An 18,669-nucleotide genomic window follows, 5' to 3' on the forward strand; every position below is an offset into this window, starting at 1 on the left:
GATAATAATGAAAGCAAAATTCATACTTTCATCTATGGTTTTAGCCACTAGCGTTTTTGCACATTTTGGTGTTGTGATGCCTTCAAGTTCGACTGTAAATGACGAAAAAGAGGCTAAAATGAGTATAACTTATAGATTTACTCATCCTTTTGAACAAATGATGATGAATATGGAAAAACCAGTTGAGGCTGGTGTTTTTGTAAATGGCAAAAAGCAAGTTTTTACAAATCTTAAAGAACAAAAAGATGGCAAACTTAGCTACTGGACAAGCGAGTTTAACGCAAATAATCCAGCAATGTATCAATTTTACGTCGATCCAAAGCCATATTTTGAAGCAGCTGAGGATAAATTTATCCGCCATATCACAAAAACAGTTGTAAATGCTTATGGATTTGGCGAGGGCTGGGATAAGCCAGTTGGCTTAAAAGCCGAAATCGTGCCACTTTCAAGACCATACGCCTTGTATGCTGGAAATATATTTTCTGGAGTTGTTTTATACAAAGGCAAACCAGCAAAAGACGTGGTTGTAGAAGTGGAATATTACAATGAAAAAGGCTTAAAAGCACCATCTGAAGACTTCATCACGCAAGAGGTCAAAACCAATCAAAATGGAGAGTTTAGCTTCGCTATGCCACTTGCTGGCTGGTGGGGATTTGCAGCTTTGATCGATGATGACGAGAGCGTTAAAAAAGATGGCAAAGACTATCCAGTCGAGCTTGGCGGGGTTATTTGGGTCGAGACAAAAGGATATTAATGCATATTTCTGAAGGCGTTTTAAAGCCTGAAATACTCATTCCAGCTGCTGCTCTGGCCGTGGTTTGGGTGGTTTATTTGGTTTATAGGCTAAATTTAAAAGAAATCCCAAAAGTCGCTTGTATGAGTGCTCTATTTTTTGTGGCTTCATTTATTCATATTCCACTTGGCCCCACATCGATTCACTTGATGCTTGGCGGGCTAATTGGTGCATTTTTGGGCGTAAATGCTATGATTGCGATTTTTGTTGGGCTTTTGCTTCAGGCTTTGCTTTTTGGTTATGGCGGGCTGAGTGTGCTTGGCGTAAATTTGCTTATGATAGGTGCTCCAGCCGTGCTTGGTGGGTATTTTTTAAAGCTATCGTTTAAGAAATTTAGAGCCTTAAACTGGTTTTTGGTCGGAGCAGTTCCACTTTTTGTAAGCTCATGCATTTTGAGTTTGGTTCTAACTTTAAATGGAAATGAATTTATAGCTGTAGCCAGTCTAGCTTTTGCCTCAAACATCGCTCTTGTAGGCATCGAAGGACTTATTTCTTTCTTTGCGATAAGCTTCATATATAGTGTAAATAAGGAATTCTTAAAGTGTTAAAAATCGTTTTGGCTTTTGTGATTTGCGCTACTTTAAATGCACATTCTTTGAAAGTTTTCGCCGCTCAAGATGGTGATTTTGTAGACATCAAGACATATTTTTATGGGAACTCACCTTGCAAGGAGTGTAAGGTTGAGTTCATAAAAGATGGCAAGATCTTTGAAACTCTAAAAACTGATGACAAAGGAGAGCTAAAAGCAAAGCTCAAAGAGAATAAATTTGAGATTTTGGTTGATGGTGGCTTGGCACACGAAAAAAAAATCACCTTTGAGACCAACTCGCCAATCGCAGCAGATGAAAGCAGCGAATCAAACCAAGCATATATCACTAAATTTGCCATAGCTTTTGGAGCGATATTTGGTATATTCGCACTTTTGTATCTGCTAAAAAGACGCAAATGAATCTGCCTTTAGCTCTAGTTTGTTTGGTGCTTTTTAGCTTTAAAGTAGCGCTCAGCGAGGCTATAAATTTATCTTTTTTCTTCCCAGTTTTTTTGCTTGTGTTTTTTAGATTTAAAGAAATCTTGGTAATATTTAAAAGGCTGATTTTTTTAAATCTATTTGTTGCTATTGTTGCACTTAGCGTTATTTTATACGGAGATTTGCACCAAGCTGGAGTTATATTTTTGCGCTCAAATTTGATTATATTTTTTAGTCTTCTTATCTTTCATTCTAGGAGTGCTTTTGATGTCGCAACTAGTTTGCACGCTCTAAAAGTCGGCGACAAGATGAGTGCGATAGTTTATTTTTGTGCGAAGTTTATAGGAGAGTTTAGGAGCGAGTTTTTAAGGCTTAAAAAAACGCTCAAAGTCAGAGGATTTGTACCAAAAACATCGCTTTTTACCTATAAAATTTATGCAAATTTAGTCGCAATGCTATTTTTAAACGCCTTTGACAAAGCTCAAATTTTAGAAAAAACCTTTATTATTAGGAATTTTAACGGCAAATTTTATCACCATACAAAGCAAAAAGTAGGAATTTTTGATATTATTTTGCTTTTACTTTGCTGTTTTATATACTTTTTAAATATTAAGGTCGTTTTGTGAGCTGTTCTATAACTCTTAAAAATATCAGTGAGAAAAATGCTGGCAAGCTGCTTTTTGAAAATATCAGCTTAAATGCAGGTCACAAAGACAAAATCGCAATCATCGGAAATAACGGCGTTGGCAAGACTACTTTGCTTGAGATTATGGCTGGACTTAGGCAGCCAAGTAGCGGCGAAGTCGAGATATTTCACAACAAAATATTAAATTTGAATGATTTTGCAAACTACAGAAAAGACATAGGCTATCTCTTCCAAAATAGCAACGACCAGTTTATCGCTCCAAGCGTATTTGATGATGTTAGTTTTAGCTTATTAGCTGGTGGTATGGAGCCAAATTTAGCTTATGAAAAGACGCGGGAGCTTTTAAAAGAGCTTGGAATTTATCATCTCAAAGATAAGATAGTCTTTCATCTTTCAGGCGGTGAAAAGAAGCTAGTGGCTTTGGCTGGGGTTTTAGTAAATAAGCCAAAAATCTTGCTTCTTGATGAGCCAACAACCGCGCTTGACTTTGCAGTTCAAAGTAGGGTTTCAGATCTGCTTCTTAGCCTTGATATGACCCAAATCATCGTTTCGCACGATAAAGAGTTTATCAACAAAGTCGCAAATAAAATGTTTTATTTAGAGCAAAATGGGCTTAAACAAATAGGCTAAATTTATCAAAAAATCATCATTTATATACTTTTTATATTTTTTAGATAGAATTACGCCAAATAAATTTAGGGCAAATCATGAGTAAATTAATAATAGTAGAATCTCCAGCAAAAGCAAAAACCATAAAGAATTTCTTAGGCAAAGATTACAACGTAATAGCTAGCAAAGGTCACATCAGAGATCTACCAAAATCAAGTTTTGGTATCAAGATAGAAGATGATAAATTCACTCCAGAATACAGAGTCAGCACAGATCACAGCGCCATAGTCAAAGAGATAAAAACTCTAGCCAAAGACGCTGATGAGATCTACCTCGCGACCGATGAGGATAGAGAAGGGGAGGCTATAGCCTTTCACATAGCAATGGCAATAGGTAAAAATCCAGAGTCGCTGCCTCGCATAGTATTCCACGAAATAACAAAATCAGCGATCGAAAATGCCTTGCAAAACCCAAGAATCCTTGATATGAATAGCGTAAATGCACAACAAACTAGGCGTCTTTTAGATAGGATAGTTGGCTACAAACTAAGTCCACTTCTAAACTCAAAAATTAGGCGTGGCTTAAGTGCGGGACGCGTCCAAAGCTCAGCTTTAAAAATATTAGTAGATAGAGAAAAAGAGATTAGAGAGTTTAAACCAGTTGAATATTTTACAATTGATACTAAATTTAAAAAAGCTCTTGAGGCTGAACTAACTCAGTTTGATGGCAAAAAAATAGAAAAACTAACTATCCAAAACGCTGAGCGCGCCAAACTAATCGTAGAAAGGCTAAAAGGCGAGAGTTTCAGCGTAGATGAGATCGAAAGCAAAGAGCGTAAAACCAGCCCACAACCACCATTCATGACTTCTACTTTGCAACAAAGTGCCTCAAATCGTCTTGGCTTCAGCCCTAAAAAAACCATGATGTTAGCCCAAACGCTTTATGAAGGCGTGCAGACAAACAGCGGATTTATGGGTGCTATCACGTATATGAGAACCGATTCGCTAAATTTAGCAAAAGAAGCAGTTGCAGCAGCTAGAGAGACCATAAAAAGCGAATTTGGCGACAAATACCTTCCAAAAAGCCCAAATTTTTATGCGACAAAATCAAAAGGCGCTCAAGAAGCCCACGAAGCCATTCGCCCAACAAATCTTAGCTTCACGCCAGAGATTGCGAGTAAATTTTTAGATAAAGATTTGCTGAAGCTTTACACTCTTATTTATAACCGCTTTTTGGCTTGTCAAATGAGCCAAAGCATAAGCCAAACGCAAAATGTCTTTGTAAAAAGTGCTAGTAGCGTGTTTAAAATTTCAGGTAGAAAGCTCGTATTTGACGGATTTTACAGAGTTTATGGCGACATGGACAAAGACAAAATCTTGCCAAATTTGAGCGTCGGTGATGCGATGAGCTTGGAGAGTATAAAAGATGAAAGCCACTTCACTGAGCCGCCTTCAAGGTATTCTGAAGCTGGACTTGTCAAAAAGCTTGAAAGTCTTGGGATCGGCAGACCTAGCACTTACGCGCCGACTATTTCGCTTCTTACAAGCAGAGATTATGTCAAAAGCGAGAAAAAACAGCTCATACCGACCGAAATCGCATTTAGCATCACAGATATGCTTGAAAAGCACTTTAACGATATAGTTGATAGCGAATTTACTTCAAAAATGGAAGAAAAACTCGACGATATAGCCGAAAATAAAGCCGACTGGCAAGAGGTTTTGTCTAAATTTTATCATCCATTTATAGAAAAAATTGATGATGGCAAAAAAAATATCAAAAGCCAAAAAACAGCTGAGCCAATAGGTGAAAAATGCCCTGATTGTGGTGGTGAGCTTGTCAAAAGAAAAGGTAGATTTGGCGAGTTTATAGCTTGTTTAAATTTCCCAAAATGCAAATACTCAAGAAACCTAAATAATGAGGTTAAATTTGAGAAAAAAGAGCCGCAAAAAATAGGTGTCAAATGCCCTGATTGTGGCGGAGAGATCGTGGAGAGATTTGGTAAAAAGGGCAAATTTTTTGGTTGTTTAAACTACCCAAAATGCAACTTCATAAGCAAATACGCTCCGACAAATATCCCATGCCCACAATGTGGCAAAATGATGGTGCTAAAAGAGCTTAAAAAAGGCAATTTCCACGAGTGCTTGGAGTGCAAATTTAAAGAAGAGGCGAAATAATGAATAAAGTAGTAATGCTATGTGCGATTTGTAATGTAAGTAGTGGAAACTGCGCTGAAGACTGTGCTTATTGCACTCAAAGCGCACACGTCAAAGCCGATATAACCAAATTTAAGAAAAAAGAACTTGAGCAAATTTTGCTTGAAGCAAAGATGGCTAGAGCAAACCATGCGCTTGGATTTTGTCTTGTGACAAGTGGTAGGAGCTTGGATGATAAAAAGCTTGATTTTATCTGTGAAACTGCAAAAATGCTTCAAAAAGAAACACCCGAACTTATGCTAATTGCATGTAATGGAAGTGCGAGCTATGAGAGTTTAAAAGAGCTTAAAAAAGCTGGAGTCTTTAGCTATAATCACAATCTTGAAACAAGCCGCGAATACTTCCCAAAAATCTGCTCAACTCACACTTGGGATGAGAGATATGAGACAAATTTAAACGCCAAAAAAGCTGGACTTGAGCTTTGCTGCGGTGGGATTTATGGTCTTGGAGAAAGCGAGGCTGATAGAGTTAGCTTTAGAAGCTCACTTAGAGAGCTTGAGCCTTTTACAAGCCCAGTAAATTTCTTCATCCCAAATCCAGCACTCAAAATCAAAGAGCCAAAACTAAGTGTAGATGAGGCTTTAAAAATCCTAAATGACACTGCTAAAGCCCTGCCAAATACTCGTATAATGGTAGCTGGCGGTAGAGAGGTCGTGCTTGGCGACAGACAATATGAAATCTTGCAAAACGGCGCTAGCGCTATCGTGGTTGGGGATTATCTTACTACAAGTGGAGAGGTCGCTAGCAAGGACATAGAAGCGCTTAGACAAAGAGGTTTTGAGTTTGCATCAAAGTGCCACTAACGAACTTTCGATCCTTTTAGTTCTAGCATTTATTATCTTCTTGTCGCCTTATTTTTCTAAGGTGACAAAGATCCCTGTGGCTCCAGTAGAGATTATTTTAGGTATTTTGTTTGGCTATTTTGGGCTTTTGCCAGATAGCAATCTTTTTAAAATAGTAGCCGAGGTTGGATTTTTTTACCTTATGTTTTTAGCTGGAACCGAAATCGATCTAAAATCGTTTTTTAAAATTGATAAATCTATCTTAAAACTTATATTATCTTATATTGCTTTATTATACGTCATCGCAACTATCTTAGGAGCTTGGATAGAGCCTGCATTTTTGGTCTTTATAGTCGTGCCACTTATGAGCGTGGGCGTGCTTTCGACACTTTTTAAAGAGTATGGCAAGGATGAGCCTTGGCTAAATTTAGCTATGATTACTGGAAGTGTGGGCGAGGTTTTTAGCATCGTTATTCTTACTTTGGTTGGTGCATATGTGGAGTTTGGTAACAGTGGAGAGTTTTATACTAGTATAAATTATCTTATTTTGTTTATTGTGCTTTGTGTGCTTGGATTTAAGGGGCTTGAAGTGCTGTTTTGGTGGTATCCAAATCTCAAAGTCCATCTCATGCCACACTCTGATAAAGATGAAAAAGACATTAGGCTTTCTATGGCACTGTTTTTTGCCACTGTCGCTGTGATGATATATCTGAATTTAGAAATAGCCTTTGGGGCATTCATCGCTGGAAGCTTCATTGCGACGTTTTTTGATCACAAAAAAGACCTGCCACACAAGCTTGGAAGCTTTGGATTTGGCTTTTTGGTGCCGACGTTTTTTGTCTATATAGGCTCGACTGTAGATCTTAGATATATTTTTGTGCCTGGAGTGCTTGACAATGCCCTTTTAATGCTGGTTTTTATGACGCTTATTCGCGTGCTGGCTTCATTCATACTTATAAAAAAACTTGGTGGATATGGAAGCGTTTTATTTGGGCTTTCTTTATCTATGCCACTAACTCTTCTTATCGCGACCGCGACTATCGCATATAATGCTAAAAACATCACTCAAGAGCTGTATTTTGCATTTATTTTGGCTAGTTTATTTGAAGCAATTGTTTCTATGGTAATGATAAAAATTATCTTCTATTTTAAAAATAGACTTAAAAGCTCAAGTTAGTATTTGATAATGATTTTTTTTAAATAAATTTTAGGTAGAATGTGGATAAATTTATGATAAAGGATAAAAATGAGTAACACAGTAACACTTACAGACAATAGAAATGGCAAAAGTTATGAGTTTCCTATACTAGATGGAACAAAAGGTCCTAGCGTTATTGATATTTCGAGTCTTTACAAAGATACTGGAATGTTTACATTTGATAGAGGGTATACAAGCACAGCTATGTGTCGCTCAGCAATCACCTATATAGATGGTGAAAAAGGCGAACTTATGCATAGAGGCTATGATATAGCTTGGCTTGCTAAAAACAAAATGTACCTTGATTTGGTCTATTTGTTGTTTTACAAACACTTGCCAAGTCAAGATGAATTTGTTTCATTCAAAAAAGATCTAAAAGAGAGAAGCTATCTAAATGAAAAGATGCTAAAACTTTTTGATTGTTTTCCAGACAAGGCTCATCCAATGGCAGTTTTGCAAGCCTGCGTGGCTACAATGAGTGCATACTATAAAAGAGATATGAACTTTGATGATATGCATGATTATATGGAGCTTGCTAAACGTTTGGTCGCCAAAATCCCTACTTTTATAGCGTTTCATTATCGCCATACTAGAGGTTTTCCGACTATTTATCCAGATTTGGATCGTGGATTTACTGAAAATTTCTTGTATATGCTAAGAGCCTTTCCACACAATAAAGTAGAGCTTCGTCCAATTGAAGCAAAGGCTTTTGACACTGTGCTTATGCTTCATGCTGACCACGAGCAAAATGCTTCAACAACTACAGTTAGAACAGTTGGCTCAACTCACGCTCATCCATATTCTTGTATAAGTGCAGGTATCGGTGCACTTTGGGGTCACGCACATGGCGGGGCAAACGAAGGCGTTATCAGACAGCTTGAGATGATAGGTTCAGTTGATAGAGTAGATGAGTTTATCAAAAGAGCAAAAGACCACAACGATCCATTCCGTTTAATGGGCTTTGGACACAGAGTTTATAAAAACTTTGATCCAAGAGCAAAGGTTCTAAAAGGTCTTAGAGATCAGCTTATAAATGAAATAGGAATCGACAGCAATCTTATAAAAGTTGCAACAAGAATAGAAGAGATAGCACTAAATGATGAGTATTTCATCTCAAGAAATCTATATCCAAACGTCGATTTCCACTCAGGTCTAATCCTAAAAGCTTTAGGTATTCCAAATGAGATGTTTGCGGCTATCTTTGTCATGGGTAGGGTTCCAGGTTGGCTTAGCCAATGGATGGAGCTAAAAGCTCAAGACACTATAAAAATAGTTCGCCCAAGACAACTTTACGTAGGGCCAACTTGTCCTCCAGAGGCTTAATGAACGAACTTCTTGATTTAGCTCTCCTGGCTGCTAAGGCAGCTGGAGCGGCTATCTTAAAACACTACGAAAAATACGAAATAACTTACAAAAGTGACCACTCTCCACTCACTAGTGCAGATCTTGCGGCCAATGAAGTGATTTTTAAAATCCTTGAAAAATCAAATATTCCAGTTTGCTCAGAAGAGCAAATTTTAGACTTCAAATTTAGGGATTTTAACTCCAAATTTTGGCTTATAGATCCGCTTGATGGGACAAAAGAATTTATAGCCAAAAATGGTCAGTTTTGCGTCTGCATTGCTTTAATAGAGTTTGGCAGACCAGTTCTTGGCGTGATTTATGCGCCTTGCACGGACGAGATTTTTTATAGCGTGGGCGAGGGCAAAGTTTATAAAAACGGCGAACAAATTTCAACCAAACCAAACTCAAAAAATATCATTTCAGGCAACTCAAGCTATTCAAAAAGGAACGAGCTAATAGCGGCTAAATTTGGGCTAAATATCATAAAATGCGGTTCTGCGATTAAATTTTGTCGTTTGGCTGAGGGCGGGGCAAGTGTGTATGCTAGGTTTTGTGCTTCTTGCCTTTGGGACACGGGCGCTGGGGAGTTTTTGCTAGAGCAAAGTGGCGGCGTGATGGTGTCTTTAAATGATTTTAAGCCGTTAAATTATGCTAAGTCAGAGACAAAAAACGACTATTTTTTGGCATTAAATAGCTCACAAGCTCCAAATTTAGATGAGTATTTGAAATTTATAAAACCTCTCATTAAATTATAATAAATTTTATTTTTCAGTGTAAATTTTGTATGCTATTCCCAAATTTCTGCCAAAAATCCATTCGGATTTTTTGTAGCAGAAATTTTGTTTCCATCTTGTTTCCAAGTGTGGTTAAAATGCCACAAAACATTCAAAAGGAGACAAAATGTTAAAAAAAATCGCACTGTTTACAGCTACAAGCATATTGGCACTAAATTTAAGTGCAAGTGACAAAATCATAGGTCAAGGCGCTACATTCCCACTTCCAGTATATAAAGAGTGGAGCAAACTTTACTACCAAGCAACAAAAAATCAAGTTACTTACAATGGCGGTGGCAGCGGCAAGGGCATCTCAGCTATCACAGATAGAAACGGCGAGTTTGGCGGAAGCGATTCACCGCTTAAAAATGCTGAGTTGCAAGAGAAAAAACTTCTTCAATTCCCAGCCATCATCGGTAGCGTGGTACTTGCTTATAATCTAGATGGCGTAAAAGATGGTGAGCTAAAATTAAGCTCAGACGTGGTTGCTGGGATATTTTCAGGTAAAATCACAAAATGGAGCGACGCGCTTATCAAAAAAGACAATCCAAATTTAAGCTTACCAGATGCAGATATTGTCCCAGTAGTCAGAAGTGATTCAAGCGGAACTACATTTAACTTCACAAGCTACCTATCAAAAGCAAATGAGGAATGGGCTACAAAATACGGCGCAAACAAAAGCATAAACTGGGGAGCAAAAGTCACTCCAGCAGCAGGAAATCCACTAGTAGCTAGCACAATAAAACAAATCCCAAATTCAATCGGCTACATAGAATATGCTTATAAGCTTTCAACAAGATTAAACGCTGCAACCTTGCAAACTAAAAGTGGTGACTGGGCAGAGCCAACTCCTGAGAACTTTGCAAGAGCTGCCGCAAACTCAAATTTCAAAATCTCTGAGAACTTTTACGATGTCTTAGCTTACGCAAATGGAGCAAAAAGCTATCCTATCGTCGCAGCTACATTTATCTTAGTACCAAGCGACAAAGCTGAAAATACAAAAAAAGTTACTAAGTTTTTCAAATGGGCATTTAGTGATGCAAAAGCTTTAGACGCAGCTAAAAAACTTGGTTATGAACCGCTTCCAAAAGTCACAACTGATATGATTGAAGAGTATTGGAACAAAAACGGTATTAACCCAAAAAACTAATCCAAAGAAAACAATATGAATAGAGCAAAAAACAAGGTTGCCGAGATTATATTTTTTAACGCCACTAGAGTATCAGTAACGCTGGTTTTAGTGGCGCTTCTAGCTATTTTTGTATCTTTGCTTTATAAGGCCTATCCAGCTTTTAGTGAGTTTGGATTTGGCTTTATTACAAGCTCAGCTTGGGATACAAATAAAGGTGAATTTGGCGCACTTTCTAGCATTTATGGAACTGTCGTTTCGACCTTTATTGCTATGCTTCTTGCAACTCCAGTTGCCATAGGCATAGCAATATTTTTAACACAAATCGCACCACACAAAATAAGAAACTTTTTTAGCATAAATATTGAACTACTTGCTGCGATTCCTAGCATAGTTTATGGAATGTGGGGTTTTATATATTTTGTTCCGTTAGTCAGAGATGTTTTTGGCGGGACTGGATTTGGCTTGCTCACTGGCGGTATGGTGCTAGCTGTTATGATACTTCCATTTATCGCTTCAGTTTCAAGAGATGCTATGGCGACAACTCCTGAAATCCTAAAAGAATCAGCCTACGCTCTTGGTGCTACTAGATTTGACACCATAAAAGACGTTGTTTTTCCATACGCTAAATCTGGCATCATAGGTTCAGTTATTTTAGCTCTTGGTAGGGCTTTTGGTGAGACTATGGCTGTTGCGTTTTTGATAGGTGGGATTTCAAAGCTGCCAGAGTCTATAACAGACCCAGCCACGTCGATACCGGTGGCTTTGGCAACCCAGTTTGGTGAGGCTATGGGAAATGAAATTTACGAAAGTAGCTTGTTTTATCTAGCGCTTATTTTATTTGTGATTAGCTTTGCTAGTATTGCTGTGGCTAAATTCGTCTTTTTACGAAGAAGGGATACAAAATGAATAAGCAAACCCTCCAAAAAATGGCAAGAAAAAGAGTAATGATAGATAATCTTGTCAAATTTGTAAGCATAACTTTTACTGTATTTGGACTATGCTTTTTGTTTTGGATTATTGCGACTGTTATCGTAAAAGGAATGGCTGGATTTAGCCTTAGCTTATTTACTGATGTGAGTGCGTTTGGTGGGCTTGGCAACGCCTTTTTGGGGCAACTGCAATTAGTTGGCGTGGCGTGCATTGTCGGTATTCCAGTTGGGCTCTTAGCAGGAACTTATATAAGCGAATATGGAACAAACCAAAAAACTCTAAATTTTATCAGAAATATCAGTGATATTATGATGAGTACTCCAAGTATCGTAATAGGTGCTTTTGCTTATGCACTTTTGGTGCGTCCATTTAACTCATATAGTGGCTGGGCTGGAAGCTTTGCGCTGGCTATCATGATGATACCTGTGATTTTAAAAACAACTGATGATATGCTAGCCCTCGTACCAAAAACCCTAAGAGAAGCTAGCTTCGCTCTTGGTGCGACTAAATTTAAATGTATCACAAGTGTGGTTTTTAGAGCTGCTAAAAATGGACTTCTAACTGGGGTTATACTCTCCATAGCAAGAGTGGCGGGCGAGACTGCGCCTTTGCTTTTTACAAGCTCAAACTCAAACTTTTTCTCATTTGATATGAGCTCAGCTGTGCCGTCTTTGACTGTTAGTATTTATGATTTTTCTCAGCTTCCTGATGAGAGTTTAAACGCAGTAGCATGGGCTGGAGCGCTTGTTTTAGCAGTGTTTGTTCTAGGTGTAAATATCCTAGGAAGATTTTTGATAAGAAAATAAAGGAAAAATATGTCAAATTTAGCATTAGATATAAAAGATTTTTCATTTTGGTATGCAAAATCACAAAGTCCAAGTCTAAAAAATATAAATTTACCAATCCAAAAAGGCAAAGTAACAGCTCTCATTGGCCCAAGCGGTTGTGGCAAATCCACGCTTTTACGCTCTATAAACCGCATTCACGATCTCTATCCTGGCAACAAATATGAAGGCGAGATTAAATTTGATGGCAAAAATATTTTAAGCCAAAAGACCGATCTAATAGATCTAAGGATAAAAATCGGTATGATATTTCAGCAGCCAACAGCATTCCCGATGAGCATAAAAGACAATGTCGAGTATGGGCTCAAACTTGCAGGGCTAAAAGATAAGAAAAAATTATCTCAAATAGTCGAACGCTCATTAAAAGGAGCAAATATATGGGATGAGGTCAAAGATAGGCTAGATGACGACGCAAATGGTCTAAGTGGCGGTCAAAGACAAAGGCTTTGTATCGCTAGAGCTATCGCGGTAAATCCTGAAATCTTGCTTTTTGATGAGCCAACAAGCGCGCTTGATCCGATTTCAACGATCGCAATCGAAGAGCTAATACACAGCTTAAAAGATCATTACACAGTCGTGATAGTCACTCATAATATGGCTCAAGCCACAAGAGTTAGCGACTATACAGCGTTTATGTATCTTGGGGATTTGATAGAATATGGTGAAACCAAACAGATATTTGAAGCCCCAAAAACCAAGCTTTTAAAAGAGTATGTAGGTGGAAAATTTGGTTAATTTACCGCCAAAAACAAAAGATGAGCTAGTAAGCAAGCTAAAAGAGTTGAAGCCTTTAGAGATTTGGCTATTTGGTAGCTACGCTAAAGGCGTGCCAACAAGTTCTAGCGATATGGATCTGTTTTTGGTCAAAAAAAAGATAAAAGATGGCTTCAGCGATGAGCTTATAAGGCTGAGGCATGAGCTTAATGAGTTTCAAAACAAATATGGAATCGAAATAGATCTTTTTGTCGATACCAAATCAAACATAAGGCAAAAAATAGCTTTGGGCGATGAGTTTTATAGCTCAGTTTTCAAAACAGCTCAAAAAATTTACACTAAAAAGGGCAAGCAATACATTTGGCTAAATAAAATGGGTAAATTTGATAATCTAATATCAAAAGTCGCAAGGTGGCTTGTTTTAGTAGAGAAAAATTATCCGATTTAACCTAGAAAAAAACAAATTTATGATAAAATTCCCGTTTTTACGAGGAAAAATATGATAAAAACAGTATTGCCACTTAGTTTTATAACTGCTTCAAGATTTTTTGGGCTTTTTATAGTTTTGCCTGTTCTTAGTTTGTACGCTCTAAATTTAAAAGGCGCAAACGAGCTTTTAGTCGGGTTTTTGGTCGGTGGATACGCTATTACGCAGATGATTTTGCAAGTGCCTTTTGGGGCTTTGAGCGATAAATTTGGTAGAAAAAACACAATGACTTTTGGGCTTGTGATTTTCATCATTGGCTCACTGGTTTGTGCCGAAGCGAGCGATATTTATACGATGATAATCGGACGCTTGATACAAGGAAGTGGCGCTGTGGGAGCGGTGGCGACTGCGATGATAAGTGACTTCACTCCTGAAGAAAAAAGAGGCCACGCAATGGCGATAATGGGAGGAATGATAGGAATTGCGTTTAGCATTTCTATGGTTTTAAGTCCTATTTTAAGCTCCAAATTTGGTCTAGCTAGCCTTTTTTATCTCTCAGCTTTGCTTTCTGTTTTTTGTATAATCTTGCTCTATACTGTAGTGCCAAAAGAGCCAAAATTTCATCATCACGATGCAAAAGTAGCGTTCAAAACTCTAATAATCCAAAAAAATCTTCTAATCATGAATATAACAAATTTAATGCAAAAAATGCTGATGAGTGCGGCATTTGTGGCGATTCCTTTGACTTTAGTCAAAACGCTTGGATACGCAAGCGATAAGCTGTGGATAGTTTACGCTGCGTCTATGGTTTTTGGATTTGTGGCGATGGGCTTGGCTGGATTTTTGGGTGATGGCAAGGGACAGAGCAAAAATCTACTTTTGGTTGGAGTTGTGCTTTTTATCATTGCTTACATGGGGTTTGCTTTTAGTGGTTCGGTGGTTTGGTTTATTGTTTTTGTGGTTGTGTTTTTTGTGGGATTTAATCTTCATGAGCCTATCATGCAAAGCTGCGCGTCTAAATTTGCTCTAAGCAGCCAAAAGGGTGCCGCACTTGGCGTGTTTAATGCTTTTGGATACGGGGGAAGCTTTCTTGGCGGCGTGCTTGGCGGATACTTTTTGCATAAATTTGATATAGGTATTTTGGCTCTTGCTTTTGGGATTTTATCTGTTTTGTGGTTTGTGCTTTTGTGGTTTTTGACAGACCCAAAAATATTTAAAAATCTATATCTAAAAACTGCAAATTTAGACGCTTTGGACGGTGTTTGTGGCATAGTCGAGAGATACAAAAATCAAAGCGGATTTGTAGTCAAATATAACTCAACTTTGATAGATGAAAATGAGATCAAAAGGCGTCTTGGGCTTTAGTCATTTCTAGTGCGTCGCATGAGTCTGGGTAGTAGTTTTTGATGATTTTTTGGGTTTTGAAGCCAAATTTTTCATACAAGCTTATGGCGTTTTGATTATCCGCTCTAACTTCTAGTCTAAGCCTTACAAAATCATCGCAAACCTTTTGTATAAGGGCTTTTCCTACGCCTTTGCCTCTTGCTTTGTTTGATACTGCTAAAGAGTAAATTCTAGGCACTTTAAATTTAATCAAAACCAAAATATAACCCCAAATTTGCTCATCGTAAACTGCTTTTATGAGATAGTTTTTTTGGATATGATACCTAAAATTTGCCTTTGAAAGTGGGAAATTAAACTCATCAAAAACGCTATTTTCAAGCTCGCAAAGCTCACTTATATCGCTCAAATTTGCTTGTTGTAAATTTAACATTTTTGGTAGATTGAGTATTTTATCTCTAAGTGATTTGGGCGGTAGCTCATCTTGACTTTTTTGAGATTTTCAAATCCCATATCATCGCCGACATTGATAAAATCGCAATTATATTCGTTTTTAAGAACCTTTGAAAACTCTCTAAATATAAACTGAGCCGATCCAAGCACCTTAAAATCAGTTTTTTCGATGATGACGCTTGCCACGCCGTCATTTATCTTTTCTCCGACGCTAAAGCCCTTTAATTCATCATCTATAAACAAAACTATACCTATCAAATTTAGCTTTTCATAGTGGTCTAGCATTCTTTTTATGGCTGCTTTTTCTTGATACATTCCTTCTAAAAACTCATCTACGTTTTGTTGTGGCATATATTTTATGCGTTCAGTAGCCCATTCGTTGGCTAAATTTATTATGCTTTGTCTGTGGATTTGTGGATCTAGGGTTTGGATTTGGAAGTTTGGATATGTGTTTTTAAATTTATTTATTTCTGTGCGTTTGGTGTGGTATGAGTTGCCTTTTAATTCAATCAAATCATCTGTTTTGTAGATGTAATCCACAAGCTGCTTCTCAAAAATATACTCCTCAAATGCATCAAAGATATCAGCTCCACTCTCAAGCTCGTTTGCGAACTTCTCAAGCATCACTCCAGCTACGTAATCGATCCTTGCGTAATGCGTTTTTGCGTTGTTTTCGTTCATTATGGCAAAGCATTTTTCTATAGCTCTTTTGAGATTTTCTATCTTACCAAGTGGCGGCAAGAGCATACTTAGTTCACTTCCAGCCATGGCAAAAAGGCAAAAGCTATCTTCTATAATAGCGTAAAATCCACTGGCGTTTTCAAGCCAGATGTAGTTTGCTCCAAATGTGTAATCGCTGATGTCTACTTCGACTTCTTTGCCAAGCTCGCATAGATATTTTTCCATGATTTCTTTGGATTTTATATCAAATTTATGAAACTCAACTCCATTTATGATAAATTGCATTTTAGCCTCAACCTTTAAATTTGGCTGGAATTATACTACTAAAATTTGCTTTTGTATCATAAATTTACATCATTACTAAATATTCTACTACTTGACCTTTTTTTAGCATGGTTTGATCCATTTTGCAGTTTAGCAAAACAGCGTTATTATTGAGGTTTGAGACTATTGCAGATGAGCCTGATTTTTTAGTAGAAGTTGAAATTTTCATAACTCCATTATCGTTTCTCACGCTAGCTGCTCCAAACTCTTCAAAATTTGATTTTTTGGTAAAATCCTCATCGAGAATTGCTTTAAATCTATAGTTTTCGTTTGTGTTTAAAATTTTGTTTATAAACTCTCTAAAAAACAGAGCGCAAGTCACCATCGCAGAATACGGAAATCCAGGAAGCGCAAAGATAAATTTGTCACCTATTTTTGCTATTTTGATGTGGCGACCTGGCTTGATGGCTGCTCCATTTACGACTAGTTCAAACTCGCTTTTTAAAATATCTCTGATAAAATCAAAATCCCCGACGCTCACTCCGCCAGTCGTGATGAGAAAATCGCAGCTTTTAAGCGTGTTTAAGATAGTGTTTTTGATGAGTTCTAAATCATCTTTGATAACTGGAAGTATGACGGCTTCACAGTTTAGAAGTGATACCATATTTGCTATTGCGATGTGATTTGAGCTGTGGATTTGGGCTTTGTGGGTTGGGGCTTCTCCGATATCTACTATCTCGCTGCCTGTGCTAAGGACTGCGACTTTTGGCCTGATATAGACATTTACATAGCTTTGTCCAAGCTCGGCTAAGAGTGCTAGCTCAGAGTAGCCAAGTTTGGTGCCTTTTTTAAGTAGAACGTCGCCTTTTTTGTAGCTTTCGCCGATTTGTCTGAGCGCAAAGCCCAAATTTACTGGCTTGTTTATGGTGATAAGATCGTTTTCTACCGTGACATTTTCTATTGGGATTAGCGTGTCGGCATCTTCGCAAAGAAGTGAGCCAGTAAATGTTTTAACACATTCTTTGTCTTTAAGAGACGTTTTATCGTCGCTTCCAGCTGGAATGGCGCCTACTACGCGTAGTTTGCCAGAGCTTAAATCCGCAAATCTGCAAGCGTATCCGTCCATCGCAGCAGTTGCGAACTCTGGGTAGTTTTTGCTAGCTATCACGTCGCTGCTTACGATTCTGCCAAGCGCTGAGCTTAGGGCTATTCTTTCGACTCTATCCCAAATTTGAGCCGATTTTAAAAGATTATCAAGTGCTTCATTATAAGTTTTAAAATCCATTGTTTGCCTTAAATTTTCTTGTATTTTAGCTTGTTTTGTTTTAAAATCAAATTTAAATAATGAACTTTGCAAAATCTATAATTTTTATATATTTTTTATTTAAAATCTGTTAAAATGCACGCAAAGTCAGTTTGACTTATACAAATGCAAGGAATTCTTATGAATACAAAATGGTTTATCATTTCAGGTGCGGTTTTGGGTATAGTCGCAGCGTTGCTGGTATATGCTGGAAATCCAGGAAATATGGGCGTTTGCGCGGCTTGCTTTTTGCGTGATACAACAGGAGCTTTGGGCTTTCATAAAGCAGCTGTGGTTCAATACATCAGACCAGAGATCGTCGGGCTTGTGCTTGGCGGATTTATCGCTAGCGTTTTTTGGACTAAAGAATTTGCACCAAAATCAAACTCATCAGCGTTTTCTAGCCTGTTTTTGGGTATGTTTGCGATGATTGGAACTTTGGTTTTCTTAGGTTGCCCGTGGCGTGCATTTTTGCGTCTTGGCGGTGGAGATATGACTGCGATCGCTGGAGTTTTGGGGCTTGGAGCTGGAGTTTTTATCGGCACAATTTTCAAAAAAAGAGGTTACGCGGTTTCTGAGAGCGTGAGCGTATCAAAGATGGCTGGAGCTTTGCCTATTATTTTTAGCGTTGTTTTGCTTTTGGCTTTAGTTTTTGGACTAAAACTTGGCGAAAATGGCCCAATATTTAGCTCTGTCAAAGGCCCTGGCAGCCAACACGCAGCCATTATTTTATCGCTTCTTGGCGGTGCTTTGATCGGCGTTGTTATGCATAAAAGCAAATTTTGCTCAGTAGGGGCTTTTGCAAGAGCGTTTAGGGGCGATTTTTCTATGTTTATGGGCGTGGTTAGTGTTGTTGTTTTTGCTGGCGTTGTGAACTTGGCTCTTGGTCAATTCAAGCTTGGATTTGAAGGTCAGCCTATCGCCCACAATGATTTTGTATGGAACTTTTTGGGTATGGTTTTGGCTGGTCTTTGCTTTAGCCTTAGTGAGGGATGTCCTGGCAAACACTTAGTTCAGATAGGTACAGGCAATCTTGGCTCAGTAATTTTCGTCATCGGAATGATGGCTGGTGGCGCTATAGCTCACAACTTCTTGTTAGCTAGCTCAGCAGCTGGAATCACTGCTTACGCGCCTTATGCTGTTGGCTTTGGATTTTTGGCAGCTTTTTATATAGGTATTTCAAATTTAAAGAAAGCTTGATTTATAGACTTGCAGTAAATTTGCTGTGAGTGTTAAATTTGGACTGGAATTTGG

At 38.0% G+C, this 18,669-nt stretch carries 20 protein-coding genes; 17 read left to right on the forward strand and 3 right to left on the reverse strand.

What is annotated here, in order from left to right; translation table 11 throughout:
- Positions 1-7 precede the first annotated feature (7 nt).
- The 16 genes from CIG1485E_RS00920 to CIG1485E_RS00995 all read left to right on the forward strand — a co-directional run bounded on the left by CIG1485E_RS00920 (position 8) and on the right by CIG1485E_RS00995 (position 14,738).
- Entirely contained in the window at positions 8-754 is a 747-nt protein-coding gene (locus tag CIG1485E_RS00920) for a DUF4198 domain-containing protein (protein WP_038452693.1), read from the forward strand.
- Positions 754-1,341, forward strand: a complete 588-nt coding sequence (gene cbiM / locus CIG1485E_RS00925; protein ID WP_038452695.1) for a cobalt transporter CbiM — start codon at positions 754-756, stop codon at positions 1,339-1,341. The genes CIG1485E_RS00920 and cbiM overlap by 1 nt, the downstream gene beginning before the upstream one ends.
- Positions 1,335-1,742, forward strand: a complete 408-nt coding sequence (locus CIG1485E_RS00930) for a hypothetical protein (protein WP_038452697.1) — start codon at positions 1,335-1,337, stop codon at positions 1,740-1,742. The genes cbiM and CIG1485E_RS00930 overlap by 7 nt, the downstream gene beginning before the upstream one ends.
- Positions 1,739-2,386 (forward strand): energy-coupling factor transporter transmembrane component T, encoded by a 648-nt coding sequence (locus CIG1485E_RS00935; RefSeq protein WP_038452700.1) that lies wholly within the window; start codon positions 1,739-1,741, stop codon positions 2,384-2,386. The genes CIG1485E_RS00930 and CIG1485E_RS00935 overlap by 4 nt, the downstream gene beginning before the upstream one ends.
- Positions 2,383-3,036, forward strand: coding sequence for an energy-coupling factor ABC transporter ATP-binding protein (locus tag CIG1485E_RS00940; protein WP_038452702.1), 654 nt, complete (start codon positions 2,383-2,385; stop codon positions 3,034-3,036). The genes CIG1485E_RS00935 and CIG1485E_RS00940 overlap by 4 nt, the downstream gene beginning before the upstream one ends.
- Positions 3,037-3,110: 74 nt before the next feature.
- Positions 3,111-5,189, forward strand: a complete 2,079-nt coding sequence (topA, locus tag CIG1485E_RS00945) for a type I DNA topoisomerase (protein ID WP_235183862.1) — start codon at positions 3,111-3,113, stop codon at positions 5,187-5,189.
- On the forward strand, positions 5,189-6,031 hold the full coding sequence (locus CIG1485E_RS00950; RefSeq protein ID WP_038452707.1) for a biotin synthase: 843 nt from the start codon (positions 5,189-5,191) through the stop codon (positions 6,029-6,031). The genes topA and CIG1485E_RS00950 overlap by 1 nt, the downstream gene beginning before the upstream one ends.
- A complete protein-coding gene (locus CIG1485E_RS00955) occupies positions 6,012-7,187 on the forward strand; it encodes a cation:proton antiporter (protein WP_038455479.1) in 1,176 nt (391 codons plus the stop codon). The genes CIG1485E_RS00950 and CIG1485E_RS00955 overlap by 20 nt, the downstream gene beginning before the upstream one ends.
- A 69-nt stretch (positions 7,188-7,256) precedes the next feature.
- Positions 7,257-8,531: a citrate synthase gene (locus CIG1485E_RS00960; protein WP_038452710.1), complete on the forward strand. Its 1,275-nt coding sequence runs from the start codon at positions 7,257-7,259 to the stop codon at positions 8,529-8,531.
- Positions 8,531-9,307, forward strand: a complete 777-nt coding sequence (locus CIG1485E_RS00965) for a 3'(2'),5'-bisphosphate nucleotidase CysQ family protein (RefSeq protein WP_038452712.1) — start codon at positions 8,531-8,533, stop codon at positions 9,305-9,307. Before CIG1485E_RS00960 ends, CIG1485E_RS00965 begins: the two co-directional genes overlap by 1 nt.
- Before the next feature lie 145 nt (positions 9,308-9,452).
- Positions 9,453-10,475, forward strand: coding sequence for a phosphate ABC transporter substrate-binding protein PstS (gene pstS, locus CIG1485E_RS00970; RefSeq protein WP_038452714.1), 1,023 nt, complete (start codon positions 9,453-9,455; stop codon positions 10,473-10,475).
- A gap of 15 nt (positions 10,476-10,490) precedes the next feature.
- Positions 10,491-11,363, forward strand: a complete 873-nt coding sequence (pstC, locus tag CIG1485E_RS00975) for a phosphate ABC transporter permease subunit PstC (RefSeq protein WP_038452716.1) — start codon at positions 10,491-10,493, stop codon at positions 11,361-11,363.
- Positions 11,360-12,193: a phosphate ABC transporter permease PstA gene (pstA, locus tag CIG1485E_RS00980; protein ID WP_038452718.1), complete on the forward strand. Its 834-nt coding sequence runs from the start codon at positions 11,360-11,362 to the stop codon at positions 12,191-12,193. The genes pstC and pstA overlap by 4 nt, the downstream gene beginning before the upstream one ends.
- A 9-nt stretch (positions 12,194-12,202) precedes the next feature.
- Entirely contained in the window at positions 12,203-12,967 is a 765-nt protein-coding gene (gene pstB / locus CIG1485E_RS00985) for a phosphate ABC transporter ATP-binding protein PstB (protein ID WP_038452720.1), read from the forward strand.
- Complete coding sequence (locus CIG1485E_RS00990) at positions 12,951-13,394, forward strand: nucleotidyltransferase family protein (RefSeq protein WP_038452723.1); 444 nt, start codon at positions 12,951-12,953, stop codon at positions 13,392-13,394. The genes pstB and CIG1485E_RS00990 overlap by 17 nt, the downstream gene beginning before the upstream one ends.
- A gap of 51 nt (positions 13,395-13,445) precedes the next feature.
- The gene (locus tag CIG1485E_RS00995; RefSeq protein WP_038452725.1) at positions 13,446-14,738 is read left to right on the forward strand and encodes an MFS transporter; all 1,293 of its coding nucleotides are present in this window, start codon (positions 13,446-13,448) and stop codon (positions 14,736-14,738) included.
- Here CIG1485E_RS00995 and rimI read toward each other — a convergent pair.
- The 3 genes from rimI to CIG1485E_RS01010 all read right to left on the reverse strand — a co-directional run bounded on the left by rimI (position 14,716) and on the right by CIG1485E_RS01010 (position 17,397).
- The gene (gene rimI / locus CIG1485E_RS01000; RefSeq protein ID WP_038452727.1) at positions 14,716-15,147 is read right to left on the reverse strand and encodes a ribosomal protein S18-alanine N-acetyltransferase; all 432 of its coding nucleotides are present in this window, start codon (positions 15,145-15,147) and stop codon (positions 14,716-14,718) included. The two genes, CIG1485E_RS00995 and rimI, sit on opposite strands and share 23 nt — an antisense overlap.
- Positions 15,141-16,133 (reverse strand): DUF2156 domain-containing protein, encoded by a 993-nt coding sequence (locus CIG1485E_RS01005; RefSeq protein WP_038452730.1) that lies wholly within the window; start codon positions 16,131-16,133, stop codon positions 15,141-15,143. The genes rimI and CIG1485E_RS01005 overlap by 7 nt, the downstream gene beginning before the upstream one ends.
- Positions 16,134-16,197: 64 nt before the next feature.
- A complete protein-coding gene (locus CIG1485E_RS01010) occupies positions 16,198-17,397 on the reverse strand; it encodes a molybdopterin molybdotransferase MoeA (protein ID WP_038452732.1) in 1,200 nt (399 codons plus the stop codon).
- Between the two features lie 159 nt (positions 17,398-17,556).
- On the opposite strand from CIG1485E_RS01010, the gene yedE reads away from it, so the two are divergent.
- On the forward strand, positions 17,557-18,615 hold the full coding sequence (gene yedE, locus CIG1485E_RS01015) for a YedE family putative selenium transporter (protein WP_038452734.1): 1,059 nt from the start codon (positions 17,557-17,559) through the stop codon (positions 18,613-18,615).
- Positions 18,616-18,669: the final 54 nt, after the last annotated feature.

Origin of the sequence: Campylobacter iguaniorum, from assembly GCF_000736415.1 — a bacterium.
GTDB classification, from domain to species: domain Bacteria; phylum Campylobacterota; class Campylobacteria; order Campylobacterales; family Campylobacteraceae; genus Campylobacter; species Campylobacter iguaniorum.